Source organism: Bacillus thuringiensis (assembly GCF_001595725.1).
GTDB lineage: Bacteria > Bacillota > Bacilli > Bacillales > Bacillaceae_G > Bacillus_A > Bacillus_A thuringiensis_K.
The window spans coordinates 3,093,770-3,117,865 of record NZ_CP014282.1 but is presented as its reverse complement, the minus strand read 5'-3'; the positions used below and the strand labels follow the sequence as shown (position 1 = coordinate 3,117,865).

The following is a 24,096-nucleotide window of genomic DNA, read 5'->3' as shown; positions in this document are numbered from 1 at the left end:
CTGCAAATGAAAAGAGACACCTTCGCCGAATAGGTGTCAGTCATTTTGTCATATAGACTTGCTATTTGACAGTTATTAGAATAACATGCAGGGGCTCTAGAAGTCAAAAGGGAATTAAAGGAAGAGGTGTTGTTATGTATGCTTATTTAATAAAAGAACTATATAGGCATATTCCGAAATATATTATTGATAGAGGATATAAATATTATGAAGATGGACATGTAGAAGATGTTGAAGTACATGATAATAAAGTATTTGCTTTTGTGAATGGTAATGCAGGAAATTATGAAGTCGTTATCGACCTCAAAGATTTTTCAGAAAGTAACTGTGAGTGTCCCTATGAAAATTATTGTAAACATATGGCGGCAGTTGTTTATGATATTCAAGGCACTGGTGAGAGTGCAGTTAAAGAGAAACTGAAAGATTTAGAAAAGGAAGAGTTACTTACTGTATTAAACCGTTTATTACAAAGTTCGAAAAACGTGCAAATTGTAGAGAAGTTGTTAAAGAAGGGGAAACTTTAACTTATAGAGGGAGTTGTTATGTAGTGAATGTACTAATTGTATACGCTCATCCTAATCCTTCAAGTTTTAACGCGGCGATTTTAAATCATGTGCAAAAAGGACTACAGGAAACAAATCATTCAGTTACCGTACTTGATTTATACAAAGAACAATTTGATCCAGTCCTCGTATTTCATGAAGAGAAGAAAAGACGTGATTTAGTAAATGAAGAAGAAACAGCTCGGTACAGAACGTTAGTAGAAGAAGCAGATACACTTTTATTCATCTATCCAATATGGTGGTGGGGGATGCCAGCAATTTTAAAAGGATTTATCGATCGTATTTTCGTAGCTGGATTTGCTTATAAATATGAAGGGGTTCTGCCGAAAGGATTATTGCAAGGGAAAAAAGCGTGGGTTATTAATACGTTAGACTCGCCTCTATGGTACGTCGCATTGTTATATCGATCAGCAGATTGGATTATGATGAAGAGAGGTGTTTTACGTTTTTGTGGCATTCGCGATATAAAACGGTCAGTGTTTCAATCTGTGAAAACGAGTAAAGTATCAAAGCGTGAAAAATGGTTATTACAAATAGAAGAAAAGGCTCGTACATTATGAATGAAGTCGACCGTATTATAAACTGTGTTCAGTATGATGGCGAACTTTTTCGGAAGTATGTTACGCGTTTACTTCAATTGAAAAAATGCAGCGATACATTTCAACAAATTCAAATTGAGTTAAGAAATGACTACTTGATAAGAGGAATTTGTGAAAGAGAAGTTGATGAGGTAGTACGGGGAAGTAAAGAATATGAAATGCATTTTCTTCCTAAAGTATTACAGTGGAATTTTTTGAGGGAAAATCCATATCTAATTGAAAAAGTGTGTGAAGATTTTTTTGCGTTTGAGGCATTACATCTTAAGGACGTAGAGTGGAATACAGTTATAAATTGCATGTGAAATAAATGATTTATTATGTAAAAAAACTAGTATAAAAATAGCTTTTCGTTTAAATAAATAAGAAGTATAGACTAAATGATAAAACCCGCATATAGTAAGTTCACAACACAAAATCCCATAATGTCACGAGCACCTAAACCAGCTATCGCTAATGCTGGTAATGCCCAGAAAGGTTGAAAGGAACGGTATTTGAATATTGATCTAGTTGATTAATATGCAGCAAGTGCAAAAGGATTTTATTTTCTTTTGTGGAATGTTATTTATATTTACCTTATTAAAATTTAGAAAGGAGAATATTTATGAAACATTCTTTAATGGAGACAAATTCAGAACCAGAAAAGAAAGAATCGTTGCTTACACGATGTGCAAATATATTTTCGAGATGGTCTCAGAAATATGTCCCGGATGCCTTTGTTATTGCAGTGCTGCTCACTTTATTTACTTTCATTATAGCTTTGTTGATGAATCCCTCAAATCCGTACAAAATCGTAAAATCTTGGGGGGATGGGTTTTGGACTTATTTAACGTTTACAATGCAAATGGTATTGCTAATGGTTACAGGGATGACGTTAGCTTCTGTCCCGTTTATTAATAGAGCCTTGCAGTCTGTTGCAAAGTTAGCCGATACACCTCAAAAGGCCTATACGATGACATTTTTGATCAGTGCAATTGCATACTATATCAATTGGGGTCTAGCCGTAGTTGTGGGAGCTATCATTGCAAAGGAAGTAGCAAAAAAGAATGCGAATGCACATTTTCCATTACTTGTAGCAGCTGCTTATGCTCCGACAGCCTTATATAGCGCAGGTCTCTCCAGTTCTATTGGCCTGACAATTGCCACAAAGGATCATTTTCTTGTAGATATGATTGGAATTATTCCTACCTCACAAACAATCTTTAGTTACTCTACTTTAATTATTTTTTTCACTCTATTCATCACGATGCCAATTATTATTGTACTTATGGCTCCTAAAAGTGGGATTATCAGCTATAAAGCAATCGAAACTGATACAAATTCTTTTGTAAAACCTCCTCAAAAAAGTTTAACTCCTGCGGAAAAACTGGAATGGACACCAGTTTTAGGAATAATATTAGGCGCAATCGGCACGTTGTATTGTGTTTATGAATTCATGAACGGTCATAGTTTAGATTTAAATATCATTAATTTGTTTTTCTTGTCACTTGGTTTGCTCCTACATGGTTCTCTTGGTAACTTTGCACAAGGATTCAAAGAATCTGCGCAATCCATTTCTCCAATTATCTTACAGTTTCCATTTTATGCAGGGATTATTGCTGTTTTAGGTAGTTCAGGTTTGGGAAGCTCAATCATTGAATGGATGGCATCCATTGCGTCAAAGGATACATTTGATATATTTACATATTGGTCAGCCGGGTTGGTAAACTTATTGGCGCCATCTGGCGGGGGGCAATGGGCTTTACAAGGACCACTGCAGGTCCCGGCAGGATTGAAGTTAGGTGTAGATCCGGCTACTATCGCTATGGCGGTAGGTTGGGGGGACGCATGGACAAATTTGATTCAGCCGTTCTGGGCATTACCTCTTTTAGGTGTGCTGGGATTGAAAATTAAAGACATTATGGGTTATTGTTTCATTCTTTGCATTTGGGTTGGCATAGTTACAAGTTTATTGATGTTATTTGTATATTAGCTTTAATAGGAATGCCAATACTATCAAGTAATACTATTAAAATGAAAAAACCTATTCTTTCTATAAATATATAGGAAAGGATAGCGTTTTTTTATGTCTATTCTTGTATCTGATGAATTACAATTATTTGTTTAAGAATTTTAAAGATTGTTATCTCCAAATATCTTACGAGAGATTACTAGGGATGTTGGTTTTGTGCAACAAACAGATAGGTACCAAGCAAGTATTTAGTTACTTTATATGCTTGGATGAGTCAAAATACCACTAAAACTTCTTTCACATGTATGGAATGTACGGTTTTTTATCCACAAGCTGTTCTTTATCAAGCTCAGCATGATGATCACCATTAACATTATGGTTGAAAGTATACAATATGGTATGGCAGAACCGAGAGTGTTGGAAGTACTACGAGAACTGTTGGACATTATTAATAAGCGACAATAAAAATTTTTTCCTGAACGCAAGAGGAGTTTTTTATTGGGAATAGTAAGGATGAGGGGAGGTGCATTACATATGGGAAAAGGTAGAAGTAATAATGCAGGTAAAAAGCAACCAAATTTCGATGATTCATCTAATTTCGCTAAACAAAGCCAACCGACAGAAAAGAAGAAGAAATAAAAAAAAGGATCTCTCTATATCAAGAGAGATCCTTTTTTACTATATTGACGTTTTAGCACAACAGATCGAGTGTTCAATTGAATAGTCATAACTGTGCAAGGTTTAAACTCCTGCTTCCACTACTGTGGAAGCTTTTCTAAATGATGTGCAATATCAATATACATATTTGAATAAACCGAATGTATTTCATTACTTGGCGTTGCGTTAGAAGAGAAATGAACGATTACCATATTGGCTTTCGGATCGATGTAAAGTGTTTGTCCGTAACTACCTAACACTTCGAAAGCACCTTGTTCATTGTGGGGAATCCACCATTGATTATGATAAGAAATAGAAGCGCCACTACTAATTTCAAGTTCACCTTCTTGTACATTTTTTACACTTTCTGTAATAGAAGAAGGGAGAATTTGTTTTCCGTTATATTCCCCGTTGTTTAATAGTAATTGCCCAAATCTCGCCATATCTCTAGCAGTTGCATTTAATCCAGCACTAGCTTGTTCTACTTTTGTTTCATCTGTAACGTAATACGCGTTTTCTTCCATACCAATTTGAGACCAAATTCGTTCACTTACATTTTCAGCTAGTGATTTACCAGTAATAGTTCTAATAATCCAAGCGAGCGTTTCTGTTGATCCGTTATTGTAAGAAAAGGAAGAACCAGGCGGTGCAGTTTCTTCGGCTTCCCGTAACATATCATAAATTTTCATCGGACCGTCGTAATTTTTGCCGCGGGGTAAAATATTGCTAGCTAAATATAATTGTGCATCTTGATTTTCTAGCCCAGGTTGCTCATATCCATGAGTAGGATATTCAGCTGAAACTTGCATGTCCATTAATTGCTGAAGTGTGGCATTACCGAACGGTGTGTTTTTTAATTCTTTTATGTAAGTGTCAGCTGTTTTTTCTAAGTCAATACGTTTTTCTTCAGCGAGAGATTGTATAATTGCCCCGGTAAAGACTTTTGCTAATGATGCCATACCATGAGGTTCATTCTGTTTATACCCATTGAAATATCGTTCGTAAACAAGTTGCCCATTATGTACAACGACAAAAGCATCTGTTTTGTTATCGTCTAAAAGTTTTTTTAGAGGAGTTGTATTTCCGAATCTACGCTCCACAGCAAAATCGTCTAAGTTTTGCAATGCGGAAGGGAAGTGAGCAATTTGGTCAGGATTGTTTTTTACGTTATTAACTAAAGTGAATTCTTTCATATGGGTATATGACCAACGTAAGTAAGGGTCATTTAACCAGTTTTCTTTTGTCACATTATGTTTTGATGGGGTCGTTTTATTTTGTTTGAAGTAAGTAAACCCAAGCCCTGTAATTACAAATATGAATGTTAGTATAAGTAAGAGTAGGGGAGATCTTTTTAGTTTCATATATGGCCCTCCTTTTTATTTCTACTATAAGTATACGCTCGTCTTGAAAGAAATACAAAATAAGGAAAGTAAACGGGGAAGTTTACTTTCCTTATTAACGTTAAGCGGAAATTTTTCCGTCTGTAGGTTGTTTCTTGAATTTTTGTTTTCGTCCGTGTAATCCATAATATAAAAGTAAAGTGAACGCAACGATAATAGCTGCGATAAAATACATATTATGATAACTGGATTTCGCTGCGACAATACCTAAAATGAAAGAACCAAAACCAATACCACTATCAAAGAATGAGAAATACGTAGCTGTCGCAGAACCACGTCTATGGTTTGGAGCGGCAGAAATCGCAATCGTTTGGAAACTCGGAATTAATGTCCCGTAACCTAAACCGATTAGCATACCTGCGCCAAGGAACCAAAATGAAGTTTGTGCTTGGCTTAATATGAACATTCCGATTGTGAAAATAATGATAGCAGGGTAAACGAGTACATTTTCACCGAAGCGATCAAAAATCTTTCCTGTAAATGGACGAGAAATGACAACAACAAGTGCGTATAAAATAAAGAAGTAACTTGCAATTTCACTTAAACCGAGTTCTTTCGCATAAATAGGAATAAAGGATAAAATACCACTATAAGAAAAGGCTAAAACAAATCCTGTAAGTGCAATTGGAATAGAAGATGGTTCGATTAAGTCTTTCCATTTCATTTTTTCACGTTTTTGTTTGCTAACAGGTGCTTCGTGAGGAATATCGACAAGTAGCCCTAATAAAAATGCAAGTAATGAAAATACGGAACAAACGATAAATAACACAGTAAACGAAAAATGAGAAATAATTGTTAAACCTAAAAAAGGACCAATTACCATCGGTAGACTCATAAATACGCCGAAATATGCAAGTGCTTCGCCTCGTCGATGAGCTGGCGCAACATCAGTTACGATCGTACCAGTAGCTGTCGTTGCCATCCCGAACCCAATACCGTGTAAGAAGCGAAGGGCAAGTAATAAGAATAAACTTTGCGCACTGAAATACATAACAGTAGCGGCTAAAAATAATGAAAGTGAAATAAATAATATTTTCTTTCTTCCTAAATCATCGAGCCATTTTCCTGTGAATGGTCTACATAAAACAGAAGAAATAAGAAACACAGTTGCAACTAAACCAATTTCCTCAGGTTTTCCTTTTAGGCCGTCTATTACATAGACAGGCAGAGTAGTCATAAGCATGTAAAACGTTAAGAAGAGAAATAGACTACTAAAACAAGTTCCGAGGAAATCCTTCGTCCAAAGTTTCTCACTTTGCATCGTCATCCCTCCAATTTAATCTAAATTTTTAATAATTTGTTGTAACACTTGAAATGCTTGATGTAAATCATCTTCGTTAATACCTTCTAGCGTTTTTTCTTCGAAAGTATCAACTTCTTCTTGCCATATTGGAATCATCTTTATCGCTGTTTCGGATAAAGAAATGAGCTTCTCACGGCGATCTTTACCTTCTGTACGAATAATCCATCCCATCGTTTCCATACGTGTTAACGTACGAGTCATCGTTGGTGATTCAACATTTAAATACTGGCACAATTCTGTTTGCGTACAAGAACCAGTTTGATTAATGCGGAAAATAACAGCCCATTGCGCACTAAATAACCCTGTTGGAGATACACGTTCATTAAATTTCTTCGTAAACTTTCGAGAAGTCTGGCTGACGATGTGAAAAAAATGTTGTTTTTCGTCCATGTATTTTGATCCTTTCAAATTAGTTACCTAGCTAACTATATACTTTTTTATAATAATTGTCTAGTAATAGACATGTTGATTTATGTAAAAAATTCTTATAGGTTTTATGTTGCGAACGTACATTCTACGTGCTATTCTTTAATTAAGTAAAGAATTTTCTTTCTATTAAATAGAATGGGGGAACTTGTGATGATTAAGCCTGCAACAATGGAGTTTGTTTCACTATCGAACGGAGAAACGATTGCATATCAGGAAGTTGGAAGGCGAAATACAGATATTCTTTTACTCATTCACGGGAACATGACATCGTCACAACATTGGGATTTAGTTATTGAAAAGTTGCAAGATCAATACCATATTTACGCTCTTGATTTAAGAGGGTTTGGACAATCAACGTATAATCAGTCCATAGATTCATTACAAGACTTTGTAGAAGATATAAAATTATTTATCGACGAGTTAAAGCTAGAGAAATTCTCATTAATGGGCTGGTCAATGGGCGGTGGCGTTGCGATGCAATTTACAGCGAACCACCCAACTTTTGTAGAAAAGTTAATTTTAGTAGAATCAGTAGGAATGAAAGGTTACCCAATCTTTAAAAAAGATACGAATGGGCAGCCGATTGTATCAAGTTTAGTAAAGACGAAAGAAGAAATTGCACAAGATCCAGTACAAATCGCTCCAGTATTAGACGCGATAAAAAATATGAACAAACTATATTACCGTACAGTATGGAATCTATTAATATATACACATAATCAACCTGAACCGGACCGTTATGAAAAGTATTTAGATGATATGTTAACGCAACGTAATTTCGTAGATGTGAATTATGCGCTCATTACATTTAATATTTCAGATGAACATAATGGGGTTGTAGAGGGAAGTAAACAAATTCATCGTATTAAAGCGCCAACACTCGTCATACAAGGCGATAGAGATTATGTCGTTCCGCAAGTAGTCGGTGAGGAATTAGCGAAACATTTGCCAAATGCAGAGTTGAAGGTATTAGAAGATTGCGGACACTCGCCGTTTATTGATTGTTTAGATGTATTTATAAAACATGTAGAGAATTGGTTAGAACAGAAATAATCCCCGAAATGAACAGTATTGCATATACTATAACATTTGTATGTATAAGGGGAGATTATCAATGCATAAACCATCCTTAATCGCTTATTCGCCATATAATCATCATATCTATACAAAAATAATGATAGATCCGATGTATATGCAAGTTTCACCAGCTGTAGTTCCTTTACAGATGCAGCAGCCACTAACAGCTCATATGCAACATTACTTATATGGACCTTCATTTTATGAAAATCCATATTTTAAACACTTTCATTACAATGTGAAAGCGCAAGTTTGGGAAGGATAGGATAACAAGCTAAAAGGTTCATTCTTTTAGCTTCTTTTTTATTATGAATATTCGTACACGCATTTGCAGAAACAGTTTATAATGAAAAGTGGAAGTGTGAGAAGGAGAGGGAAAGGGATGTCAATGCGTTTTACTTTTTGGATTATGGTTGGGATTGTAGCAATCTCGGGTTTATCACAAGGAATGCTCTTACCTGCCATTGCAATGATTTTTGAACAAGAAGGGGTTAGTTCAAGTATTAATGGTATTCATGCGACGGCATTGTACATTGGGATATTAGTTATTTCGCCGTTTCTTGAAAAACCGATGCAAAGGTTTGGAATGAAGCCGGTTATTGTTATAGGTGGGTTTCTCGTTATTATTTCATTATTCTTTTTTACACAAACATTTTCATTTTGGGTATGGTTTATCCTTAGATTTCTAGTTGGAGTCGGAGATCATATGCTTCATGTCGGAACACAAACATGGATTACGACAACATCGGACCCAAGTAAAATAGGGAGACAAGTATCGATATACGGTGTATTCTTCGGAATTGGTTTTGCCGTTGGTCCGTATTTAGCAAGCACTGTACAGTACGGTCTTGCAACACCATTTATTATATCTACTATACTTTGTCTAATAGGTTGGCTGTTACTACTTCCAACAAAAAATGCATTCCCAGCGCAAGATGAAAGAGAAGTGAAGAGTGAATCATCATTTTCTCGTTATAAACAAGTTGTTGGATTAGGATGGATTGCACTGCTGGGTCCACTTGCATATGGCGTACTTGAAGCAATGTTAAACAGTAACTTACCAGTATACGCACTTCGTAAAGGGTGGTCTGTTTCAGATGTATCCTTCTTATTACCAGCATTTGCAGTTGGGGGTATTATTACACAAATTCCGCTCGGTATATTAAGTGACAAATACGGAAGGGACCGTATATTAACGTGGACGTTTAGCATAAGTACGGGCATTTTTCTACTTGCCGCCGTATTTGATCAATATTACTGGATTGTCTTTGCCTGCATGCTTTTAGCGGGTATGGTTATTGGATCGTGCTTCTCTTTAGGGCTTGGATTTATGACTGACTTATTACCGAGACATTTACTACCGGCAGGTAATATATTATCCGGAATCGCTTTTAGTTTAGGAAGTATTATGGGACCTGTATTAGGCGGCGTATTTATAGAAAAAATACAGTATACAAGCTTTTTTATTGCGGTTATGATTATAAAGGGAATTCTCGCAATGTTATATATGGTCTACATGAAAAATCAATTCGCATCAAGAAAAATAGAAAGTAGGTTAGGGCATGACAAAACAACCTAATAAAAAGAAATTTGAAGTACTTGAAAATGAAACAATTACAGACTGCTTAGCACGTATGGAACAAGAAGGCTACGCTCCGTCTCGTCGTATGGAAGAGCCAATCTTTCATGAAGTAAAGAAAGACGGCAAAACAGTAGTTGAGCCGTGCGGTAGGAAGATTGTTTTTGAAGGGAAATTGAAGTAATCCAATAACAAATTCTCTTTATAGTATAGAGCCATCCAATAGTTGGGTGGCTTGTTTTTTTATTAATCAATGAAGGAATTGAATAGAATGAATCTCTCGTTCATTTCTCCTAATGGGCTTCTTTATATGGGACAAAAGATTGCTACTTTTTTCGTATATTGGTAAAATAAGTTCTTGGGTCTTACTTATTGTTAGCGGTATAATGTTTGTCGCTTGAATGAAAGAAATTAGTTACAAAAATTTCGCACTATGCAAAGGGGTACAGCAACGATCCCTTTTTTGGAGGCACTTTAAACATAAAGCGAGAGAAGAGGCTATATGAACGATTCTCCTATCTTGTTTAAATATTAAACGAGTTATTGCAATTGGAATAGGTATATCAAACTAGTCGACATCCTGATGGATTATGTTTTTCTAGTAATCTATTACTTCTGATGGAATCGATAGATTGCTAGAAAGCGGAAAACAATTATTAGTATATTCCGAAGCAGGTGTAACAGAGTGTCCTTCCATAATTAAGGGTAAAACCAAAATACGTTGTTTTAAAGAATGATTTGTTAGAACTGGTTATAAGGAATAAAACAGAAAAGAGGATCACATGTTAGATACTTTACAGAGAAGTAAAAAGTTTTTTTTAGTATGTCTTATTTTTTTAGTGCTTTTAACCGCTTGTGGTAATACAGATGTTAAGACATCTAAAGCTTCATTACCACCGGCTGAATCCAATATAGATACATCATTAAAAGCACCAAATTGGGTAGAGAAAAGTCCTATCCAACAGTCTCCTAATTTTACGGAAGATAAAAAAGTACAATCGGTTGTGAATTTAATAGCAACGGGTGATAATTTATATCATGACGCAGTAATTAAAGATGGCAAACAAAAAGACGGTTCATATGATTATAATTATATTTATGAAAATATCAAAAAAGCTGTTAAATCAAGTGATCTTGCTATAGTGAACCAGGAGACTCCGATTGCCGGAAATAATTTAAAAGTACAAGGATATCCGACTTTCAATACACCTGAAGAAGTAGGCCAATCTTTAGTGGACACTGGATTCAATATAGTGACGCAAGCGACAAATCACGCTATGGATATGGGTATTAAAGGTGTTGCGAATACAAGAGAATACTGGAAAAAATATCCGGATGTTATCCCAGTAGGTATTAATGAGAGTAAAAACGAGCGTAATGAAATAAAAACGATTACAAAAAATGGTATTCGTTTTGCGTTACTAAATTATACATATGGTACGAATGGAATTAAAATTCCAGCTGATAAGTCTTGGGCTTTAAATTTAATTGATAAAAAAGCGATACAAAATGATGTGGAAAAGGCAAAGAGTAGCTCTGATATGGTGATTGTTATGGTGCATTGGGGAGTAGAATATACCTCAACACCTTCAAAGCAACAAAAAGAAGTTGCTCAATATTTAACAGATTTAGGTGTAGATGTAGTAATTGGAAATCATCCACATGTAATTCAACCAATTGAGTGGAAACAAAATAAAGATGGACATGAAACGCTAATCTATTATTCTCTTGGAAATCTTATTTCTGCGCAAGAAAAATTAGAAACATTGGTTGGAGGATTATCTTATGTACAATTTGTTAAGTATGAAGATAAAACTTTTGGTATACGACAAGCGGCAATCGTACCGACAGTAACCGACTATGCTGATGGTAAGAAACAATTTAAAATTCAATTTTTAAAAGATTATTCGGATGAAAATTCTAAAAAACATGGAATTAAAAAATTTGTCGGCCCGGTTTCTTTGAAGGATTTCAAGGAGATTCCTAGAGACGTGTTGGGAAATTGGTATAAAGACTAATAAACAAAAAGGGAATGAGATACAATTAAAAAATTTATAATTTTAGCATTGGTATTAGCAATGGGATGGAGTCTTGCTGCTTGTAGTGGAAAGCAAACATCTCAGGCAACTACTAATAATAACGATAAAAATAAAAATGAAATACATGCGAAGAAAAAAGATGTTTTACCTATCTCTGATGTTAATGATTGGAGAATTATCCTTGTAAATAGAGAGCATATGTTATCAAAGGAACTAGGAATTGAATTAACAAGTATCACCCAAAATGCGAAGCCAAATATGAAAATAGATAGTAGAATTGCAACTTCCTATCAGGATATGGTAGCAGCTGCAAAAAAAGAGGGAATCAATCTTTATTTAAGATCAGGTTATCGAGCTATAAAATTACAACAAACTTATTATGATGCTTCAGTTAAAAGCTATAAATCTCAAGGTTTGTCGGATAAAGAGGCTAGTGCTAAGGCATTGGAATATCTTCAGTATCCTGGTGCAAGTGAACATCATACTGGATTAGCGTTAGACATTATTTCAGTTGAATGGCAAAATACTGTAGAAGATTTAAATGCAAAATTTGAAACTACCGATGCATTCAAATGGTTAGATAAGAATGCTGCAGAATATGGGTTTACTCTCCGCTATCCAAAAGATAAAGAGAATATTACTGGCATTAAGTATGAGCCATGGCACTATCGTTATGTAGGAAAAGAAGTTGCCGTTTATCTAAAAGAAAAAGGGTTAACTTTAGAAGAATATAACGAAAAAATTAAGTCTGGTAAGTAAAAATATGCTTTAATTTTATTAAATATTATGCACTGCTACAAGAAAAGGTGAATCTGAGGATGTGTTAACCTTCCACCTAGTATTGTAAAAACTGAGTATGATAATTTGAGCACGTACGAACCAGTTATCGTGTAAAAAGATGTATGTATTAAGAAATTAAAGTTAAGGATCTGATATTCATATCAGATCCTTTTTCTATTGTTCTTTAAAGAGCGACTGAGCCAAAATATTGGAATGAATATAGAAACAAAACAGCCCAAGAAATAGTATAACGAATCAGGGAGCCTACTCGTACGCTTCATTGGGATTATCCAGAAATAGTTGTTGATGAAATAAGAAAGAACTGGTCTTACTCTCAAGCAAGGATTTAATACGAATGAATTGGATAAAAGGTAGTAATAAAAAACACTGCGCCTGGCAGTGTTTTTTATTATTTCTGCACATAAATACATAGTCATATTGATTAAAGTTTCACTTTATTGAAGAAAAATGCGAAAGCCATTCATAAAATATGGAAATGTTAAAATCCCTTTGATAAAATAGCAATATGTAAAAATAATTATTTGTTAATTCTTAATGTAATGAATATTCATGTTTAAATATACGAATTTAACTACATAGTTATTGCGCTAAAGGGGGAGAAAGATGTTAGATGAATTGTACAATGCTTTTTTAAATGCGTCTGGTTTTACAGAAAGTGCGAGGAAACGAGATCGGTATGATGATTTACATGATTATTTAAAAGATAAAGAAAGAGAGTTAAAGCAATTCATTCAAGATGCTGAATCAGCGAAGAGAGATTATGAGAGTAAAAGTAATGGTTTAGAAGCTAATAAAATTCCGGCAGTTGAATTTGAACAAAAACGTCATGAAAAGGATGAAGAATTACATACATTAGTATCCTATTTTAAAAGTGCATTAAGCGATGTTGGATCTGCAAAAAGTACAGCTTATGCAAAGTATTTGGAATATAAAGCGAAAGCAGAATCGGAGAAAGCGTCAGCATACGCTGCAGCGACCAAGGCTTTTGAAGAAAAGAAAAAGGAATTTGAAAAACTTATCCATTAAGCATACAAAGAATGGAGGGAACCAACATGAGTGGTAAAGAGGTTGAAATTATAGGAAGTAACACTGCAAGTGCCATTTCTTACGCACAAAACATTGAAAATGGTATGAAGGATTCTTTAAACCAAGCGAAAGACTTAAAAGCATATGTCACAGGTGCGAAATGGAATGGAAAAACGAGAGATGCATTTTTAAGTTATCTTGATTTGATCATTCAATATAATTCAGAAATGGTAGAGGCATTTGAAGGACATACGAAAGCTTTGAAAGAGTTAGATAAAAGCATTCAAACGTACGGAGATAAATCGGAAGTAAGGGCGATAAAACAACTGTGATGGAGAAACGAGGGATAAAAGAATGGGGAAAGAAATGAGTTTTGCACCTGCTGAATTATATGTTCTCGCAGGTGCAGCTGGGGTTACCGATATATTTGGATTGCCAAACCGTGACGCAATTATTTTACTTGATGCAGAATGTGTCACGAAAGCAACTACGAGTTTAAAAGAAAAAGGCCTACTTACAAGTGAAAATGGAATTACCCCTGCAGCTTTTCAAATAATTGAACTATTAAAGGAATATGAAAATTGTCATGAATACACGAGAATGAATAATGTATTAATTGGCTTTTTAAAAGAGGATAAAGACCGAGTGGCTGTATTAACAGAAATAGAACCAAATAAAAAATACGAGATCGACTACATACCAAAACCGGACGTATATTTTTCATTATTAACACGCATTCCCTTCTTATTGAGAGAACCGAGGGAAATAGAAGATACATTTTTCTCAAAGAGAATGACAGAGGCAGAACAACAAACATTTGAGGGAAAAGATTTATCAAATAAAGACGTTATAGCGATAGAAACGTATACGAGGCCTCGAAGTAATAGAGGAGGAAAATGGGAATGTTTCTTATATTTCACTGAAGGAGAAGATTTCGTTCAAATAGATGTAGATCGTAATCGATATGACTGGGTGAGCCTCTATGCGGTTAATAAGAAATTGTATGACGTGTTAAAAATGCCATATAAAAAGTTAATTGACCCGAGACAATTCTCGTTAGGAGGTATTCAATAATGCAAGTATCAATGGGAGATAGTGGTTCTGGTGGTGGAGAAGAAGTATTAGTTAATTTTCAAGAACTACTTGATATAGTAATGAAGTTAGAAAATATATATAAAATCCATGTAGACGTCATTGGAACGAATATTGAGAGTTTATTAAGCTGTGATTTTTATCAAAAAGGTGAAGCGATGAGAGTAATTGAAAAATATCCTGATATATTACACAAAACACTTGAATTGGCTGAACACTATTATAGGTCGGCGACAGTTGTAAGGGACGCATGTGTAGAAATGTTTGAAAAGGATGAACAATTACGTGAAATATTAAGTAAGTTGTAGAAATCACCATACGGCTGGGGGATGAAAACGAAATGGATGTGAAATATAGACCTGAACCATGGCAAAACATGGGGGATGGTATGAATCGAATTACAAAAGATGCACTCATAAAATTACGGGACGCAAATGAACTATTAAAAAAAATTGATGGAAGAATACGAGATTTAGACTCGGATGGTAGTATACATTTTAATCCTAAAGATCAATCGCAAAAAATCGGGGAATTACTCGAGAGCTATTCGACATTACAAAAATATTGCGGAGAAGCAGGGCGATTGGTCTCTGAACATATAGATAAACCTTTTTTAGTAGAAATGGATAAATTTGCTCAAAAAATGAGAGATACATCTATTCTCAGTTTCGAAACAGATAACCGAATTGGCTCCACAACAACGACAGTATTACCAGATGCGCACGCAGGGTACGGAAGTGTACCACAAACAATAAAAACAAAAAAAGATAAAATAACAGTAGAAGATATTTTTAAAGATTCACCTGCATTTGATAACGTACTGAGAGGGGAATACAAAGAACTAAAAAAACAAAACCCGGATGCAAAACTAAATTATGAAGAATATAAGAAAGTAGTCCCATCCACACGAGGATTTGAATACAAATCGATAGAAGATGAACAGAAAAAACTAGAAATGGTGCGAGACATAGGAATAGGCGTAGGAATCATCATCACAACAATCCTTTGCCCGCCACTCGGGGCCGCTGCCGCAGTAGTATACGGAGGTGTACAAATAAAAAGCGGTATCGACGGAGAAGACTGGGGAACACACCGGAAATTGAGCCAAGAAGAACGCACAGCAAACATCATTTTTGGCGGATTAGATGCAATCCCAGTTGTTGGAGCAGTAGGAAAAGGAGTAAAAGCATTCAAAGGGACGAGTGAATTAGCTGATTTAGCCAAATTATTAAAATTCAAAGAAGGAATGCCTGGTTTTAATCCAAATTTGGGTAAAAATGTGGTACAATCATTGCGTGATAATAAAGCTACAATGCTTGACCGTTTGAAACTAGCGAGCCTTAAAATGGAGAAATCCGGAAATGAAAAGATGTATCAATTTGGCGAAAAAATAGCCAAAAGCATAGATGATAGGACAGCCAAATCGGCAAGTTTTGAAGTTGACGGAAATGGCTTACTATTATCTAAACAAGGTGGTACAGATTTCCAAAGCTGGGTGAATAAGCATCATACAGAAAGTAATAAGATTATAGATGATAAGATTAAGGGTGTAGAGACTTCTCTTACGAAAAAGAATATTCTTCCGAATGAAAAATTAGCAGATCAAGAACTTATGCTGAAAAATAGTGAAGAAATTCTAAATGATGTAGGGTTAAATGAAGAGAGTATAGCCTGGTTTTCTAATGCTTTAAAAAATGAAAAGATTCATCCAAATGATTGGAAAGGGAAGCTTTCATGTGTCAGCGGCGATGGAAAACATTTAACTGAGCGTGAATTAAAGTATATAAATCAAGAGCTAAAAAAGGGGCATGATGTAGATCTTGATCAGATAAAATCTTTGAGAGAAAAAGCAAGTCAAATAGCTGATGATTATGCAATTAAAATAAGAAGTGATGAAAAATGGACGCAATTAACTAAGGAACATGCAGTGTCAAAACAGCCTTCTACAATACTTGGTCATGAATTGGAAAACGCAGGTATTACAAGACCACCAAGACATGAAGCGCATCATATTATTCCTAATAAACAAGGAGGATTAAGAAAGTATATAGAAAAATATGGTATAGATGTAAATTCAGCTTCAAATGGAGTGTTTTTACCGCAGAATTATCATCCAAATTGGCCTGGGCAAATTACGCATAGTGCACGAAATAACTTGAATGAAAAAGGGGATATGATGTTTAGACATGGTGATCAGTATATTCGATATTTAAGTGAAAAATTAAAAACGATCGATCGGTTACCTATAAGTCACCAGCTTAAGCGTGAAGAGATATTGAAGTTTATAGAGAATACTAGAAATAATTTATTAACGGGGAAAATAGAATTCCTATATAAAGATTAAGAGGAGTAGTTTAATGAAAATATGGAAAATTATTAGCAATTCTAATTTTGATCAATTAGAGTGTGAGAATGAGGAAGGACAAGAAATCTTTGATAATGCTTTTCAAGGTCAATCAGTAATTGATAAATGGGATCCACTGCAAATGAAACTTTTAAATGAGGGGGAACCATCAGATTTATTAAGTGAAATACCACTTGTTTTTACAAAAAAAGCGATAGAAGTAGTATTTGATTTAATTAAAAGGAAAGTTGAAATTCTTCCACTTGTTCATGAACGATACGAATGTTATGCAATAAATGTATTAAATGTATTAGATTGTATTGATTATGAGAATGCGGACCCTGATGATTTTGGTGGATTTGATAAATTTGCATTTATTACAGGGAAAATTAGGGGGGAGCATATTTTTTGTACATTGAATACAAAGCATAAATATGGAGATTTTCCGATTGTATCTGTACAAACTTTCGTATCAAACGAATTTAAAGAGAGAGTTGCAAAAAGTGAACTAAAAGGATTTGAATTTGAATTAGTATGGGAATCTGATGAGAAAAATGATGAACAAAAAATAGAAAATAATCCAATGATACGCCCAACGTCAATAGAAGATTTTAAGTCACATATTCAGCTACATTATGGAATGATTACGAATCATATAGAAGCCAATACAAAAATGATCACCGATGTAGAATTATATGATGTTGGACCAAATAAAATGGTTGATTTTCATACAGTAGTAACGTATCGAAATAGCTGTTTCCGTATGCCAGCTCCATCGAGTGTAGATAGTGGTTATGCAGAGCTTGTCATGCATCTACCTAAGGATTGGGATGTATCAGTAGCCGCTTTGGCGAGTTCGAAATATGCTTGGCCTTTACGCCTTTTACAGGACTTTGGACAAGATGTAATGCGAAATGGATATTGGTTGGGGCAGTGGCTTGTATTTCCAAATCAATCAAAGGAATATTTAAAAAATTCGTATGTAGCCCAGTTAGGTGGAGCAGAACAAGATCTAAATGCGCCAATTCATCCATATAGTGAAGAAACAAAATTTTCCGGTGTTATGGTGGTACCACCGCTTCCACAATGTTCAGGTGCATTCAAAATGGAATTTCGTGAAGATGGTAAAAGAATAGAGGGTGACTGGCCAGTATACTTCCATACATTATTACCATTATATAAAGAAGAAATCCATTGTTATTACACAGATGGACTTGATGTATTATTACAAAAATTAATGAAAAATGGCGTTGAAGCAGCATTTGACTTTAATCGAGAGAATACTTGTAAGTAAGGAATAGTAAGATATTAAAAGATACTATGAAAGTATAATAATGAAGCCGTTAGTGCATAAGGTAATAATATGATCAGAAATTACACCAACCTTAAAACTATTATAGCTAATAAAAAAATTGTTACTTTATAGTGAACTAAATGGTTTGATTTAGTAAGCGATAATTGGAAATCCAGTTATCGCTTTTTGTTTTAACTAAGGGTACGGGTGATATTGGAACACCGCCTCGATGCGGGGAAAGAAGAATCTTAAAGGAATTATATGATGAATTAAGAGATGGAACGCCTACTGCAAAGCTACGGGAAAAAGTTAATGAGGGCATTGAGGATAAAATAGGAACGCCTGACCCTGCTTTACCTGGTAAGTATATTACAGATAGACTTCAAGCTGATCATATCGTATCAATAAAAAATATAGAAAAGATGGAAATTTTTTATAAATTAACGAAAGAACAACAACTTAAGGTTTTAAATAATGAAGAGAATTTTCTAGGATTAAGTGAAGCAGCCAATAAATCTAAGGGGTCTAAATCTTATTGTGATTGGACAATTTATAAGAAAGAAAAAATTGAAGTTGATCCTAAGTTTAGAGAAGAAATGATAAAGAAGGAAAAAGAATTAGAAATGAAATTACAAAAACAAATTGATGATTTTGTTGAAGAAAATAAAAAGGATATAGATAAATAAAGGAGATAGAATTATGGAACAAAAACTTGGTTTTTTAAGAAAATATAAAAGAAATGCACAACTTATATCATGCCATGAGATTAATAAACTTGATAGTGGGAAAATACCAAATTCATGGTATGAATTGTTTCAAGAAGAAAATGTAGACAAGAGAGTTGAGAGTATTTTATCGATATGGAAAGAGCAAGTAGGAGTGGAATTAAGAAACACTATTTCTTATTTGTCTAGGCACCTTGAAGAAGTAGAGCTTATGAACACAAATGGTAGATATTCAATTTTATACACTATTAAAACAGATAATGGGGAAATTCTATATTATGAAGGGGGAAATCCCAAAGATGAGTTTAATAATGAAGAATTAGAAAAATCTTGGGATAAGATTCCTTCAACAATACGAAATTTTTATCGAACTGTTCATAATGGTTTCTATTTTTATGCGAGTCAATCTATGGGTTTAGTTCCTTTAGAAAATGTAACTTTTTTTGATGATGATGAATGGGGTATTATTGAGGAGTTAGAAGAACCTTTACAAATTGATTTACAAACTACTTTTGGTTTCTTTAAAAGTGGTATGGGTGGTTATGTTGCAGTAGATTATAAGAATTCTAATAATGATAATGCGACTTTATGGTGGACGAATAAAGAGCCTAGATATAATATGAATTTTTGGGACATTGTTGATGAATGGATAGTAATTGGATTTGAAGTTTAGTTTAAAGGTTCTGTTGCAAAGTTTTTATATAAACAAAAAAATCCTAATTTAGTAGGTAGAGTTTATACAACTTTGAATAGATTCTCTAATTCATTGTACGTCGAAAAAACGAAGTACGAGCTTAGGTGAGATGACATTTTACTGGGTGATGAATATAATCACATGGAAAGTATATTAAACTAAGAACCCGTACAAACTCGTCAATTTTAACTTAGTAGTTGTCATGGCATGTAAAAGGTGTCGTACTGTTAATACAAAACTTACAGGTCTTATAAATCTTACAAATTTATGCTACTTAAAAACATATGAACTTAAAGCACTTGATTGTCTACTTGAGGCAACAAGTGCTTCTTTTTTGCATAGAAATTTAACAGATCACTATAATTTTATTATGTAAACTTTTTACATAGTTTTCTATATAACTAACGAGAAGAGAAATGTTTACTATTACTTTCATTTCTGTTATGAAAATTCTACAATAGAAAACAGAACGTATATTTGGTATAATCAAAACATACTATATGAAACGATGTACATGAGTTTGAGATTTATGAAAAAAGGTAAGTAATACATAATAATAAATACGCTATAGGATTCAGTTCATATTATACAAATCAATCGTTAGAAAGGAACAGATGTAATGAATCAAATTTCATTTGAAGATTTATTTGAAGAAGAAAAAGAAAAGGTGGAGGTAGCTGAGGTATGTAAGGTACCAGCCCCTTTATCACCATTACAAAAAGATATTTTAGAATTAATTGATTCTGAAGAAATAAGTGCGCTTGAGCTATGTGAACGATTAATACGATCTGGTAAAATACCCGATGAAAGATTTACTACGAATAAGCCTAAAGCATATGGACAAGTATGTTTACTATTAGAAGGTTTTGTTACAGAAGGAAAACTTATTTTTATCAAAGATGATGAGAAAAGAGATAGGGTATATAAGTTGAAAGAAGAAGTTTGAGATGTATAGCGGGAGATGAATGATTGGTTCCCTTTAACTTGCAGCTCCGTTAGTCTAGTAATGTCCACAAAAAAGGTGTCAATCTCTCCTAGATTGACACCTTCATACTTTTAACACCTTACATACTTACGCTTGAAACCAAGTCTTCCTCTATCTAGTTCTTTCTGAATACTTTCAGAAGCATTTAACAAACTGCTTTTTTTATTATCACGTTTGACTTCAACTATACCAACTTCTTTTGCAATCTCGACTGCTTTTTCGTGTAGTGGTACATATGAAATTGCCACGGTGTTTAGGAAATTATTCATAGCGGATTTTGTTCGTTCTGGAGAATGATGAATTGTATCTTTCACCATTTCAAGCATATCGGAAATTTTACTTTCGGAAAACTCATTGTCTTTGCGATTTCCTAAAAGCCAACAGTAGCAACTCCATCCGGCAGACATTTTAAGCTCGTCCCCACTTGCAATCCATTTATCAGCAACATCTTGTGCAATATTTGACTCCGATAAAGTTACTGCCACTACATAATCAGATAGCATATAAAAATATGCCCCGTCTATCCAGCGATCAAAATCAGACTCACTCATAGCTTTTGGATCGGCAATAATACCTGCAAAGTACATAGCATCGTAGTTACCTGTGGCATAAAGCTCTTCAGCTAACTCTTGATTTAATTTTATTTTTTTAGCGATTGGTTTCATAGCACCTGTAGCAACTCCGAATACTGGCTCATGCGCACCGTTAGATATGTATATTTTTTTCGTTCGTTCCTTACCTAGAGCCTCAAGTTCTTGCATAACTGTTTTAAAATCCATAGCTGTGCACTTCCTTCCTTCATGTAAGAGCCTTTTTAAGTCTTTCATATTTCTTATTTTAATACTAATTGTATTTAAGAGGTATGTCTACTTTCTAAAGGTATCAAAACCAGTTAGTAATTTTGAAGCTTTTGATTTTGTGACTGCTACAAGCTATCTATAATGGTAAGAAGGTCACTGTAAGAAAGAATGAAAAGTATGTATAGTTTTTCCAATGAATATTTGGTATGATGGTGAATGGGAAAAATATACAAGCAGTTAGTGGTTCATAAAAGGGGGATTGAATTGAAAAGAACACCTGAATTTGTATTAGGTTTAATTGGTGGCATTTTGGGAATTATTATTTCTATAATATTAATAGTTGTAGCGTTTAATATTATGGAAGGTGTTGATTACGAACTTTTAGCTTATTACTCTATTATTTTAACGGTTCAAATAGGGTTGTTCATTTTATCGTGTTTAGTAAACAAGGTTAATAATAAAGTTTATGGAGTTTGTATGATTGTGATTCCTATAGTTATGTTGTGTATGTCATTATTCTTTTTACTTATTCCGACAATTTTACAAATTATATCTGGTTCATTTGCATTTAGGACATTAAAGTTAGAATCGAATGTAAGCTAAATATAATTATTAACGTCTGAATATTCGGTTTTTTAAACATTTTCGTTTGCAGTTCAAATTAACATAAAGTACAAAGTTGTACGCTTTAGGAGGAGAAATAGATGATTATTTGGTCTGGTTGGGGTTTTTTAGTCGCAATTATTGTAATTATTAATACTCTTTTGGGTAAGGCTATCTTTGGATCTATAACGGGGGACGCTACATATTTTCAAGACCATAGTTGGCCAATGGCGGTAATGTTTATTATATCAGGGGTTATGTCTTGGTATTTAGGTAAATATATTAATAAGCCAGATGGGAAAGTGTATATAGATACCGAAAGTGGTGAAAAAGTTATGTTTAACAAAAAGCACTCATTATTTTTTATAAAAATGGAATATTGGGGACCGATTCTAGGAGTTATTGCGATTGTAACTTTAATTACAAGATAAAAAAGAGGATGGGTATAGCAAGAGTAATCTATTCAAGTAGAAGGAGAAATCAGTCATGAATGCAAAGAAACTACTAGGGGTAGCAGTTCCGGTCATGTTGTTATTTGGTTGTGGAGTTTCTGAGAAAACGAACACTTCTAAACAGGAGAAAACGGAAGAGTCTAAAGTAAAAGAATCGAAGTCTAATAGTAAGAAAGAAAAAGTTTCAAAGGAAGACTATCCTAATAAAGTGTATAAATTAGGGGTAGAGTTTGATAAGTTGTTTGCGGAGCATAACAATATTACAAGAGAGGTTTTTGATGGTAAGAAAAAGAAATCAGATATAGTAGATAGTGTGAAAGAATTAAATAAAGTGTTAGATAAATTTGAGTCGATAGATCCCCCGACAGAGTATGTAAACCAACAAAAAGATTTTGAAAAAGCAATTAGTTATTTTAGAGAGTCTTTTTCTTTAATAAATGAAGTCTTCACCAGAAAAGAAAAAAGAGAAAAAGGTGATAAGACTGATAAAGAGTTAATAGAGAAATCTGAAAAGTTAGTGAAAGAAGGAGATATTTACTGGCTTAAGGCATTCAAAGATCTTGAAGGGGATATTAAAATCGGTGACGGTACAGTATCTATGAAAGATTTGAAAGAGTTAGATAAGAAAGCTGGAATTAATACAGATAACGTTATGAAGAATGTGAAAGATGGTACGGAATTAATCGGTAATTGGGGATTTCAAGGAACAGATGGTTTCAATATGTCACTCATTTTAAAAGGTGATAAGACATTTGAAACGTATGGTAAAGGTGAGTATCCAAATAAAAAGAATTATATTGAAGGAACTTGGGAATATGATAAGGAAGCTTTTACAATCTATTTACATCTCAATAAACGTTTAGTAGACGGTGTAGAAGATACAATTCAAAAAAAGAAAATAGCATATAAAGTTCAAGATTATGATGGGGAAAACTTGCAATTATTTAATGAGACGTCATTTAATACAATTAAGTATGTGAAGCAAAGTTAAAGTTATGTAGGACTAGGTTTAAATGGCCTGGTCCTTCATTAAAGTGCGAGTATGTAAATAATATGTTATCTTTCGTTCTGTTTACTTAGTATCATGTTATTATTTAATAAAGTAATAAATGGAGTTTAGCATTAAATATATGAGGTTGGTTACAAATGATAAAGAAATTTACTAGAGTAGTATTAATAGTGGTTATGCCAATCAGTCTTATTACAGGTTGTGGGGCTGCTGAAAAAGCTGAAGCACAAAAGCCGAAAGTGGTACAATCTGAGAAAAAGGACTATATGGATTATTCATATGGTAGCAAAGGTATATTAGTAAGTGGCAAAGCGAAAGAACGTCAACAATACGAGATTGGATATATGGATGATAATAAGTTAATTGGGATTGACGAAAATATTGAAGACTGCATTATTTTAGATAATAAAGATGAAGCAGGTCTCATTTGGAAGCAAATAGAGCGTGGATCTATTATTGAAGTGCAATACGGTAAGGATCGCAATGATATCGTAGGCGTGCAATTCGTAGGAGATCGTGAGTCATATGAAATTAGTGATAAGTTTGATCGGAATACGATAAATGAGATTGTTGAAAACGTTAAAGGGAATTTGTAATAGATGTATTTCGATAGTATAGGATCTCTTATTATGAAATTGTATGCCAGTTATTTGTCTAAGTTTAAATTGATTATTTTG

Annotated in this window: 27 protein-coding genes and 1 pseudogene; 23 read left to right on the top strand and 5 right to left on the bottom strand. The window is 33.9% G+C overall.

Translation table 11 applies throughout. The features are described 5' to 3' along the window. Window positions 1-134 precede the first annotated feature (134 nt). Genes AXW78_RS15635 through AXW78_RS15625 form a run of 3 tightly spaced genes read left to right on the top strand, consistent with a single transcriptional unit; the run spans window position 135 to window position 1,464 of the window. Complete coding sequence (locus tag AXW78_RS15635) at window positions 135-524, top strand: SWIM zinc finger family protein (RefSeq protein WP_061884401.1); 390 nt, start codon at window positions 135-137, stop codon at window positions 522-524. 23 nt (window positions 525-547) lie between these two features. Continuing rightward, window positions 548-1,123, top strand: coding sequence for an NAD(P)H-dependent oxidoreductase (locus AXW78_RS15630; RefSeq protein WP_001101654.1), 576 nt, complete (start codon window positions 548-550; stop codon window positions 1,121-1,123). After that, window positions 1,120-1,464, top strand: a complete 345-nt coding sequence (locus AXW78_RS15625) for a hypothetical protein (RefSeq protein WP_061884400.1) — start codon at window positions 1,120-1,122, stop codon at window positions 1,462-1,464. The genes AXW78_RS15630 and AXW78_RS15625 overlap by 4 nt, the downstream gene beginning before the upstream one ends. Before the next feature lie 49 nt (window positions 1,465-1,513). Here AXW78_RS15625 and AXW78_RS32495 read toward each other — a convergent pair. Continuing rightward, window positions 1,514-1,640, bottom strand: a pseudogene (locus AXW78_RS32495) (TIGR00366 family protein); the annotation flags it as partial. Window positions 1,641-1,763: 123 nt separating this feature from the next. Between AXW78_RS32495 and AXW78_RS15620 the strand changes: the two are divergent. After that, the gene (locus tag AXW78_RS15620) at window positions 1,764-3,131 is read left to right on the top strand and encodes a short-chain fatty acid transporter (protein WP_000682890.1); all 1,368 of its coding nucleotides are present in this window, start codon (window positions 1,764-1,766) and stop codon (window positions 3,129-3,131) included. 737 nt (window positions 3,132-3,868) lie between these two features. Here the strand turns inward: AXW78_RS15620 and AXW78_RS15615 are convergent. The 3 genes from AXW78_RS15615 to AXW78_RS15605 all read right to left on the bottom strand — a co-directional run bounded on the left by AXW78_RS15615 (window position 3,869) and on the right by AXW78_RS15605 (window position 6,860). Continuing rightward, a complete protein-coding gene (locus AXW78_RS15615) occupies window positions 3,869-5,128 on the bottom strand; it encodes a serine hydrolase domain-containing protein (RefSeq protein ID WP_000769542.1) in 1,260 nt (419 codons plus the stop codon). 100 nt (window positions 5,129-5,228) lie between these two features. Further along, a complete protein-coding gene (locus tag AXW78_RS15610) occupies window positions 5,229-6,428 on the bottom strand; it encodes an MFS transporter (RefSeq protein ID WP_061884399.1) in 1,200 nt (399 codons plus the stop codon). Between the two features lie 15 nt (window positions 6,429-6,443). Next, entirely contained in the window at window positions 6,444-6,860 is a 417-nt protein-coding gene (locus AXW78_RS15605; RefSeq protein WP_000343675.1) for a MarR family winged helix-turn-helix transcriptional regulator, read from the bottom strand. Between the two features lie 189 nt (window positions 6,861-7,049). Here AXW78_RS15605 and phaZ point away from each other — a divergent pair, with 189 nt between their 5' ends. The 15 genes from phaZ (at window position 7,050) to AXW78_RS15530 (ending at window position 20,516) form a co-directional block, all read left to right on the top strand. Continuing rightward, on the top strand, window positions 7,050-7,952 hold the full coding sequence (gene phaZ / locus AXW78_RS15600) for an intracellular short-chain-length polyhydroxyalkanoate depolymerase (RefSeq protein ID WP_061884398.1): 903 nt from the start codon (window positions 7,050-7,052) through the stop codon (window positions 7,950-7,952). Window positions 7,953-8,013: 61 nt separating this feature from the next. Further along, window positions 8,014-8,241: a hypothetical protein gene (locus tag AXW78_RS15595; RefSeq protein WP_000549500.1), complete on the top strand. Its 228-nt coding sequence runs from the start codon at window positions 8,014-8,016 to the stop codon at window positions 8,239-8,241. 117 nt (window positions 8,242-8,358) lie between these two features. Further along, complete coding sequence (locus AXW78_RS15590; protein ID WP_061884397.1) at window positions 8,359-9,555, top strand: MFS transporter; 1,197 nt, start codon at window positions 8,359-8,361, stop codon at window positions 9,553-9,555. Next, window positions 9,539-9,739 carry an NETI motif-containing protein gene (locus AXW78_RS15585; RefSeq protein ID WP_000166303.1) on the top strand — a complete coding sequence of 67 codons (201 nt, stop codon included), beginning with the start codon at window positions 9,539-9,541 and terminating at the stop codon, window positions 9,737-9,739. The genes AXW78_RS15590 and AXW78_RS15585 overlap by 17 nt, the downstream gene beginning before the upstream one ends. A gap of 598 nt (window positions 9,740-10,337) precedes the next feature. Further along, window positions 10,338-11,573 (top strand): CapA family protein, encoded by a 1,236-nt coding sequence (locus tag AXW78_RS15580; RefSeq protein ID WP_000887606.1) that lies wholly within the window; start codon window positions 10,338-10,340, stop codon window positions 11,571-11,573. A gap of 48 nt (window positions 11,574-11,621) precedes the next feature. Next, window positions 11,622-12,353 (top strand): M15 family metallopeptidase, encoded by a 732-nt coding sequence (locus AXW78_RS15575; RefSeq protein ID WP_000241986.1) that lies wholly within the window; start codon window positions 11,622-11,624, stop codon window positions 12,351-12,353. Between the two features lie 645 nt (window positions 12,354-12,998). Further along, window positions 12,999-13,421: a hypothetical protein gene (locus AXW78_RS15570; protein WP_000883455.1), complete on the top strand. Its 423-nt coding sequence runs from the start codon at window positions 12,999-13,001 to the stop codon at window positions 13,419-13,421. 26 nt (window positions 13,422-13,447) lie between these two features. Continuing rightward, window positions 13,448-13,753, top strand: a complete 306-nt coding sequence (locus AXW78_RS15565; protein ID WP_000014535.1) for a WXG100 family type VII secretion target — start codon at window positions 13,448-13,450, stop codon at window positions 13,751-13,753. A 22-nt stretch (window positions 13,754-13,775) separates the two neighbouring features. Further along, complete coding sequence (locus tag AXW78_RS15560; RefSeq protein ID WP_061884396.1) at window positions 13,776-14,495, top strand: DUF5081 family protein; 720 nt, start codon at window positions 13,776-13,778, stop codon at window positions 14,493-14,495. Beyond that, window positions 14,495-14,821, top strand: coding sequence for a hypothetical protein (locus AXW78_RS15555; RefSeq protein WP_001198202.1), 327 nt, complete (start codon window positions 14,495-14,497; stop codon window positions 14,819-14,821). The genes AXW78_RS15560 and AXW78_RS15555 overlap by 1 nt, the downstream gene beginning before the upstream one ends. A 32-nt stretch (window positions 14,822-14,853) precedes the next feature. Then, window positions 14,854-16,857 (top strand): AHH domain-containing protein, encoded by a 2,004-nt coding sequence (locus AXW78_RS32485; protein WP_081113977.1) that lies wholly within the window; start codon window positions 14,854-14,856, stop codon window positions 16,855-16,857. A gap of 13 nt (window positions 16,858-16,870) precedes the next feature. Beyond that, window positions 16,871-18,151, top strand: coding sequence for a suppressor of fused domain protein (locus AXW78_RS15545; RefSeq protein WP_061884395.1), 1,281 nt, complete (start codon window positions 16,871-16,873; stop codon window positions 18,149-18,151). Window positions 18,152-18,555: 404 nt separating this feature from the next. Beyond that, window positions 18,556-18,837 (top strand): hypothetical protein, encoded by a 282-nt coding sequence (locus AXW78_RS35530; RefSeq protein ID WP_061884857.1) that lies wholly within the window; start codon window positions 18,556-18,558, stop codon window positions 18,835-18,837. Between the two features lie 13 nt (window positions 18,838-18,850). Next, entirely contained in the window at window positions 18,851-19,549 is a 699-nt protein-coding gene (locus tag AXW78_RS15535; RefSeq protein WP_000435838.1) for an SMI1/KNR4 family protein, read from the top strand. A 640-nt stretch (window positions 19,550-20,189) separates the two neighbouring features. Then, a complete protein-coding gene (locus tag AXW78_RS15530; RefSeq protein WP_001071909.1) occupies window positions 20,190-20,516 on the top strand; it encodes a DUF3895 domain-containing protein in 327 nt (108 codons plus the stop codon). A gap of 110 nt (window positions 20,517-20,626) precedes the next feature. Here the strand turns inward: AXW78_RS15530 and AXW78_RS15525 are convergent, their stop codons facing one another. Then, entirely contained in the window at window positions 20,627-21,334 is a 708-nt protein-coding gene (locus AXW78_RS15525; RefSeq protein WP_000346317.1) for a DNA alkylation repair protein, read from the bottom strand. Window positions 21,335-21,619: 285 nt separating this feature from the next. Between AXW78_RS15525 and AXW78_RS15520 the strand changes: the two genes are divergently transcribed. From AXW78_RS15520 to AXW78_RS15505, 4 genes are all read left to right on the top strand, one after another. After that, window positions 21,620-21,958, top strand: coding sequence for a DUF4064 domain-containing protein (locus AXW78_RS15520; RefSeq protein ID WP_061884394.1), 339 nt, complete (start codon window positions 21,620-21,622; stop codon window positions 21,956-21,958). A 101-nt stretch (window positions 21,959-22,059) separates the two neighbouring features. After that, the gene (locus AXW78_RS15515; RefSeq protein WP_061884393.1) at window positions 22,060-22,389 is read left to right on the top strand and encodes a hypothetical protein; all 330 of its coding nucleotides are present in this window, start codon (window positions 22,060-22,062) and stop codon (window positions 22,387-22,389) included. 55 nt (window positions 22,390-22,444) lie between these two features. Further along, window positions 22,445-23,401: a DUF3994 domain-containing protein gene (locus tag AXW78_RS15510; RefSeq protein ID WP_000992211.1), complete on the top strand. Its 957-nt coding sequence runs from the start codon at window positions 22,445-22,447 to the stop codon at window positions 23,399-23,401. A gap of 155 nt (window positions 23,402-23,556) precedes the next feature. After that, window positions 23,557-24,015, top strand: a complete 459-nt coding sequence (locus AXW78_RS15505; RefSeq protein ID WP_061884392.1) for a hypothetical protein — start codon at window positions 23,557-23,559, stop codon at window positions 24,013-24,015. Window positions 24,016-24,096: the final 81 nt, after the last annotated feature.

Bases quoted from the DNA above. Each gene is read 5' to 3' on its own strand.
- AXW78_RS15635 (WP_061884401.1), top strand. From the start codon at position 135: ATGTATGCTTATTTAATAAAAGAACTATATAGGCATATTCCGAAATAT.
- AXW78_RS15625 (WP_061884400.1), top strand. From the start codon at position 1,120: ATGAATGAAGTCGACCGTATTATAAACTGTGTTCAGTATGATGGCGAA.
- AXW78_RS15620 (WP_000682890.1), top strand. From the start codon at position 1,764: ATGAAACATTCTTTAATGGAGACAAATTCAGAACCAGAAAAGAAAGAA.
- AXW78_RS15615 (WP_000769542.1), bottom strand. From the start codon at position 5,128: ATGAAACTAAAAAGATCTCCCCTACTCTTACTTATACTAACATTCATA.
- AXW78_RS15610 (WP_061884399.1), bottom strand. From the start codon at position 6,428: ATGCAAAGTGAGAAACTTTGGACGAAGGATTTCCTCGGAACTTGTTTT.
- AXW78_RS15605 (WP_000343675.1), bottom strand. From the start codon at position 6,860: ATGGACGAAAAACAACATTTTTTTCACATCGTCAGCCAGACTTCTCGA.
- phaZ (WP_061884398.1), top strand. From the start codon at position 7,050: ATGATTAAGCCTGCAACAATGGAGTTTGTTTCACTATCGAACGGAGAA.
- AXW78_RS15595 (WP_000549500.1), top strand. From the start codon at position 8,014: ATGCATAAACCATCCTTAATCGCTTATTCGCCATATAATCATCATATC.
- AXW78_RS15590 (WP_061884397.1), top strand. From the start codon at position 8,359: ATGTCAATGCGTTTTACTTTTTGGATTATGGTTGGGATTGTAGCAATC.
- AXW78_RS15585 (WP_000166303.1), top strand. From the start codon at position 9,539: ATGACAAAACAACCTAATAAAAAGAAATTTGAAGTACTTGAAAATGAA.
- AXW78_RS15580 (WP_000887606.1), top strand. From the start codon at position 10,338: ATGTTAGATACTTTACAGAGAAGTAAAAAGTTTTTTTTAGTATGTCTT.
- AXW78_RS15570 (WP_000883455.1), top strand. From the start codon at position 12,999: ATGTTAGATGAATTGTACAATGCTTTTTTAAATGCGTCTGGTTTTACA.
- AXW78_RS15565 (WP_000014535.1), top strand. From the start codon at position 13,448: ATGAGTGGTAAAGAGGTTGAAATTATAGGAAGTAACACTGCAAGTGCC.
- AXW78_RS15560 (WP_061884396.1), top strand. From the start codon at position 13,776: ATGGGGAAAGAAATGAGTTTTGCACCTGCTGAATTATATGTTCTCGCA.
- AXW78_RS15555 (WP_001198202.1), top strand. From the start codon at position 14,495: ATGCAAGTATCAATGGGAGATAGTGGTTCTGGTGGTGGAGAAGAAGTA.
- AXW78_RS32485 (WP_081113977.1), top strand. From the start codon at position 14,854: ATGGATGTGAAATATAGACCTGAACCATGGCAAAACATGGGGGATGGT.
- AXW78_RS15545 (WP_061884395.1), top strand. From the start codon at position 16,871: ATGAAAATATGGAAAATTATTAGCAATTCTAATTTTGATCAATTAGAG.
- AXW78_RS15535 (WP_000435838.1), top strand. From the start codon at position 18,851: ATGGAACAAAAACTTGGTTTTTTAAGAAAATATAAAAGAAATGCACAA.
- AXW78_RS15530 (WP_001071909.1), top strand. From the start codon at position 20,190: ATGAATCAAATTTCATTTGAAGATTTATTTGAAGAAGAAAAAGAAAAG.
- AXW78_RS15525 (WP_000346317.1), bottom strand. From the start codon at position 21,334: ATGGATTTTAAAACAGTTATGCAAGAACTTGAGGCTCTAGGTAAGGAA.
- AXW78_RS15515 (WP_061884393.1), top strand. From the start codon at position 22,060: ATGATTATTTGGTCTGGTTGGGGTTTTTTAGTCGCAATTATTGTAATT.
- AXW78_RS15510 (WP_000992211.1), top strand. From the start codon at position 22,445: ATGAATGCAAAGAAACTACTAGGGGTAGCAGTTCCGGTCATGTTGTTA.
- AXW78_RS15505 (WP_061884392.1), top strand. From the start codon at position 23,557: ATGATAAAGAAATTTACTAGAGTAGTATTAATAGTGGTTATGCCAATC.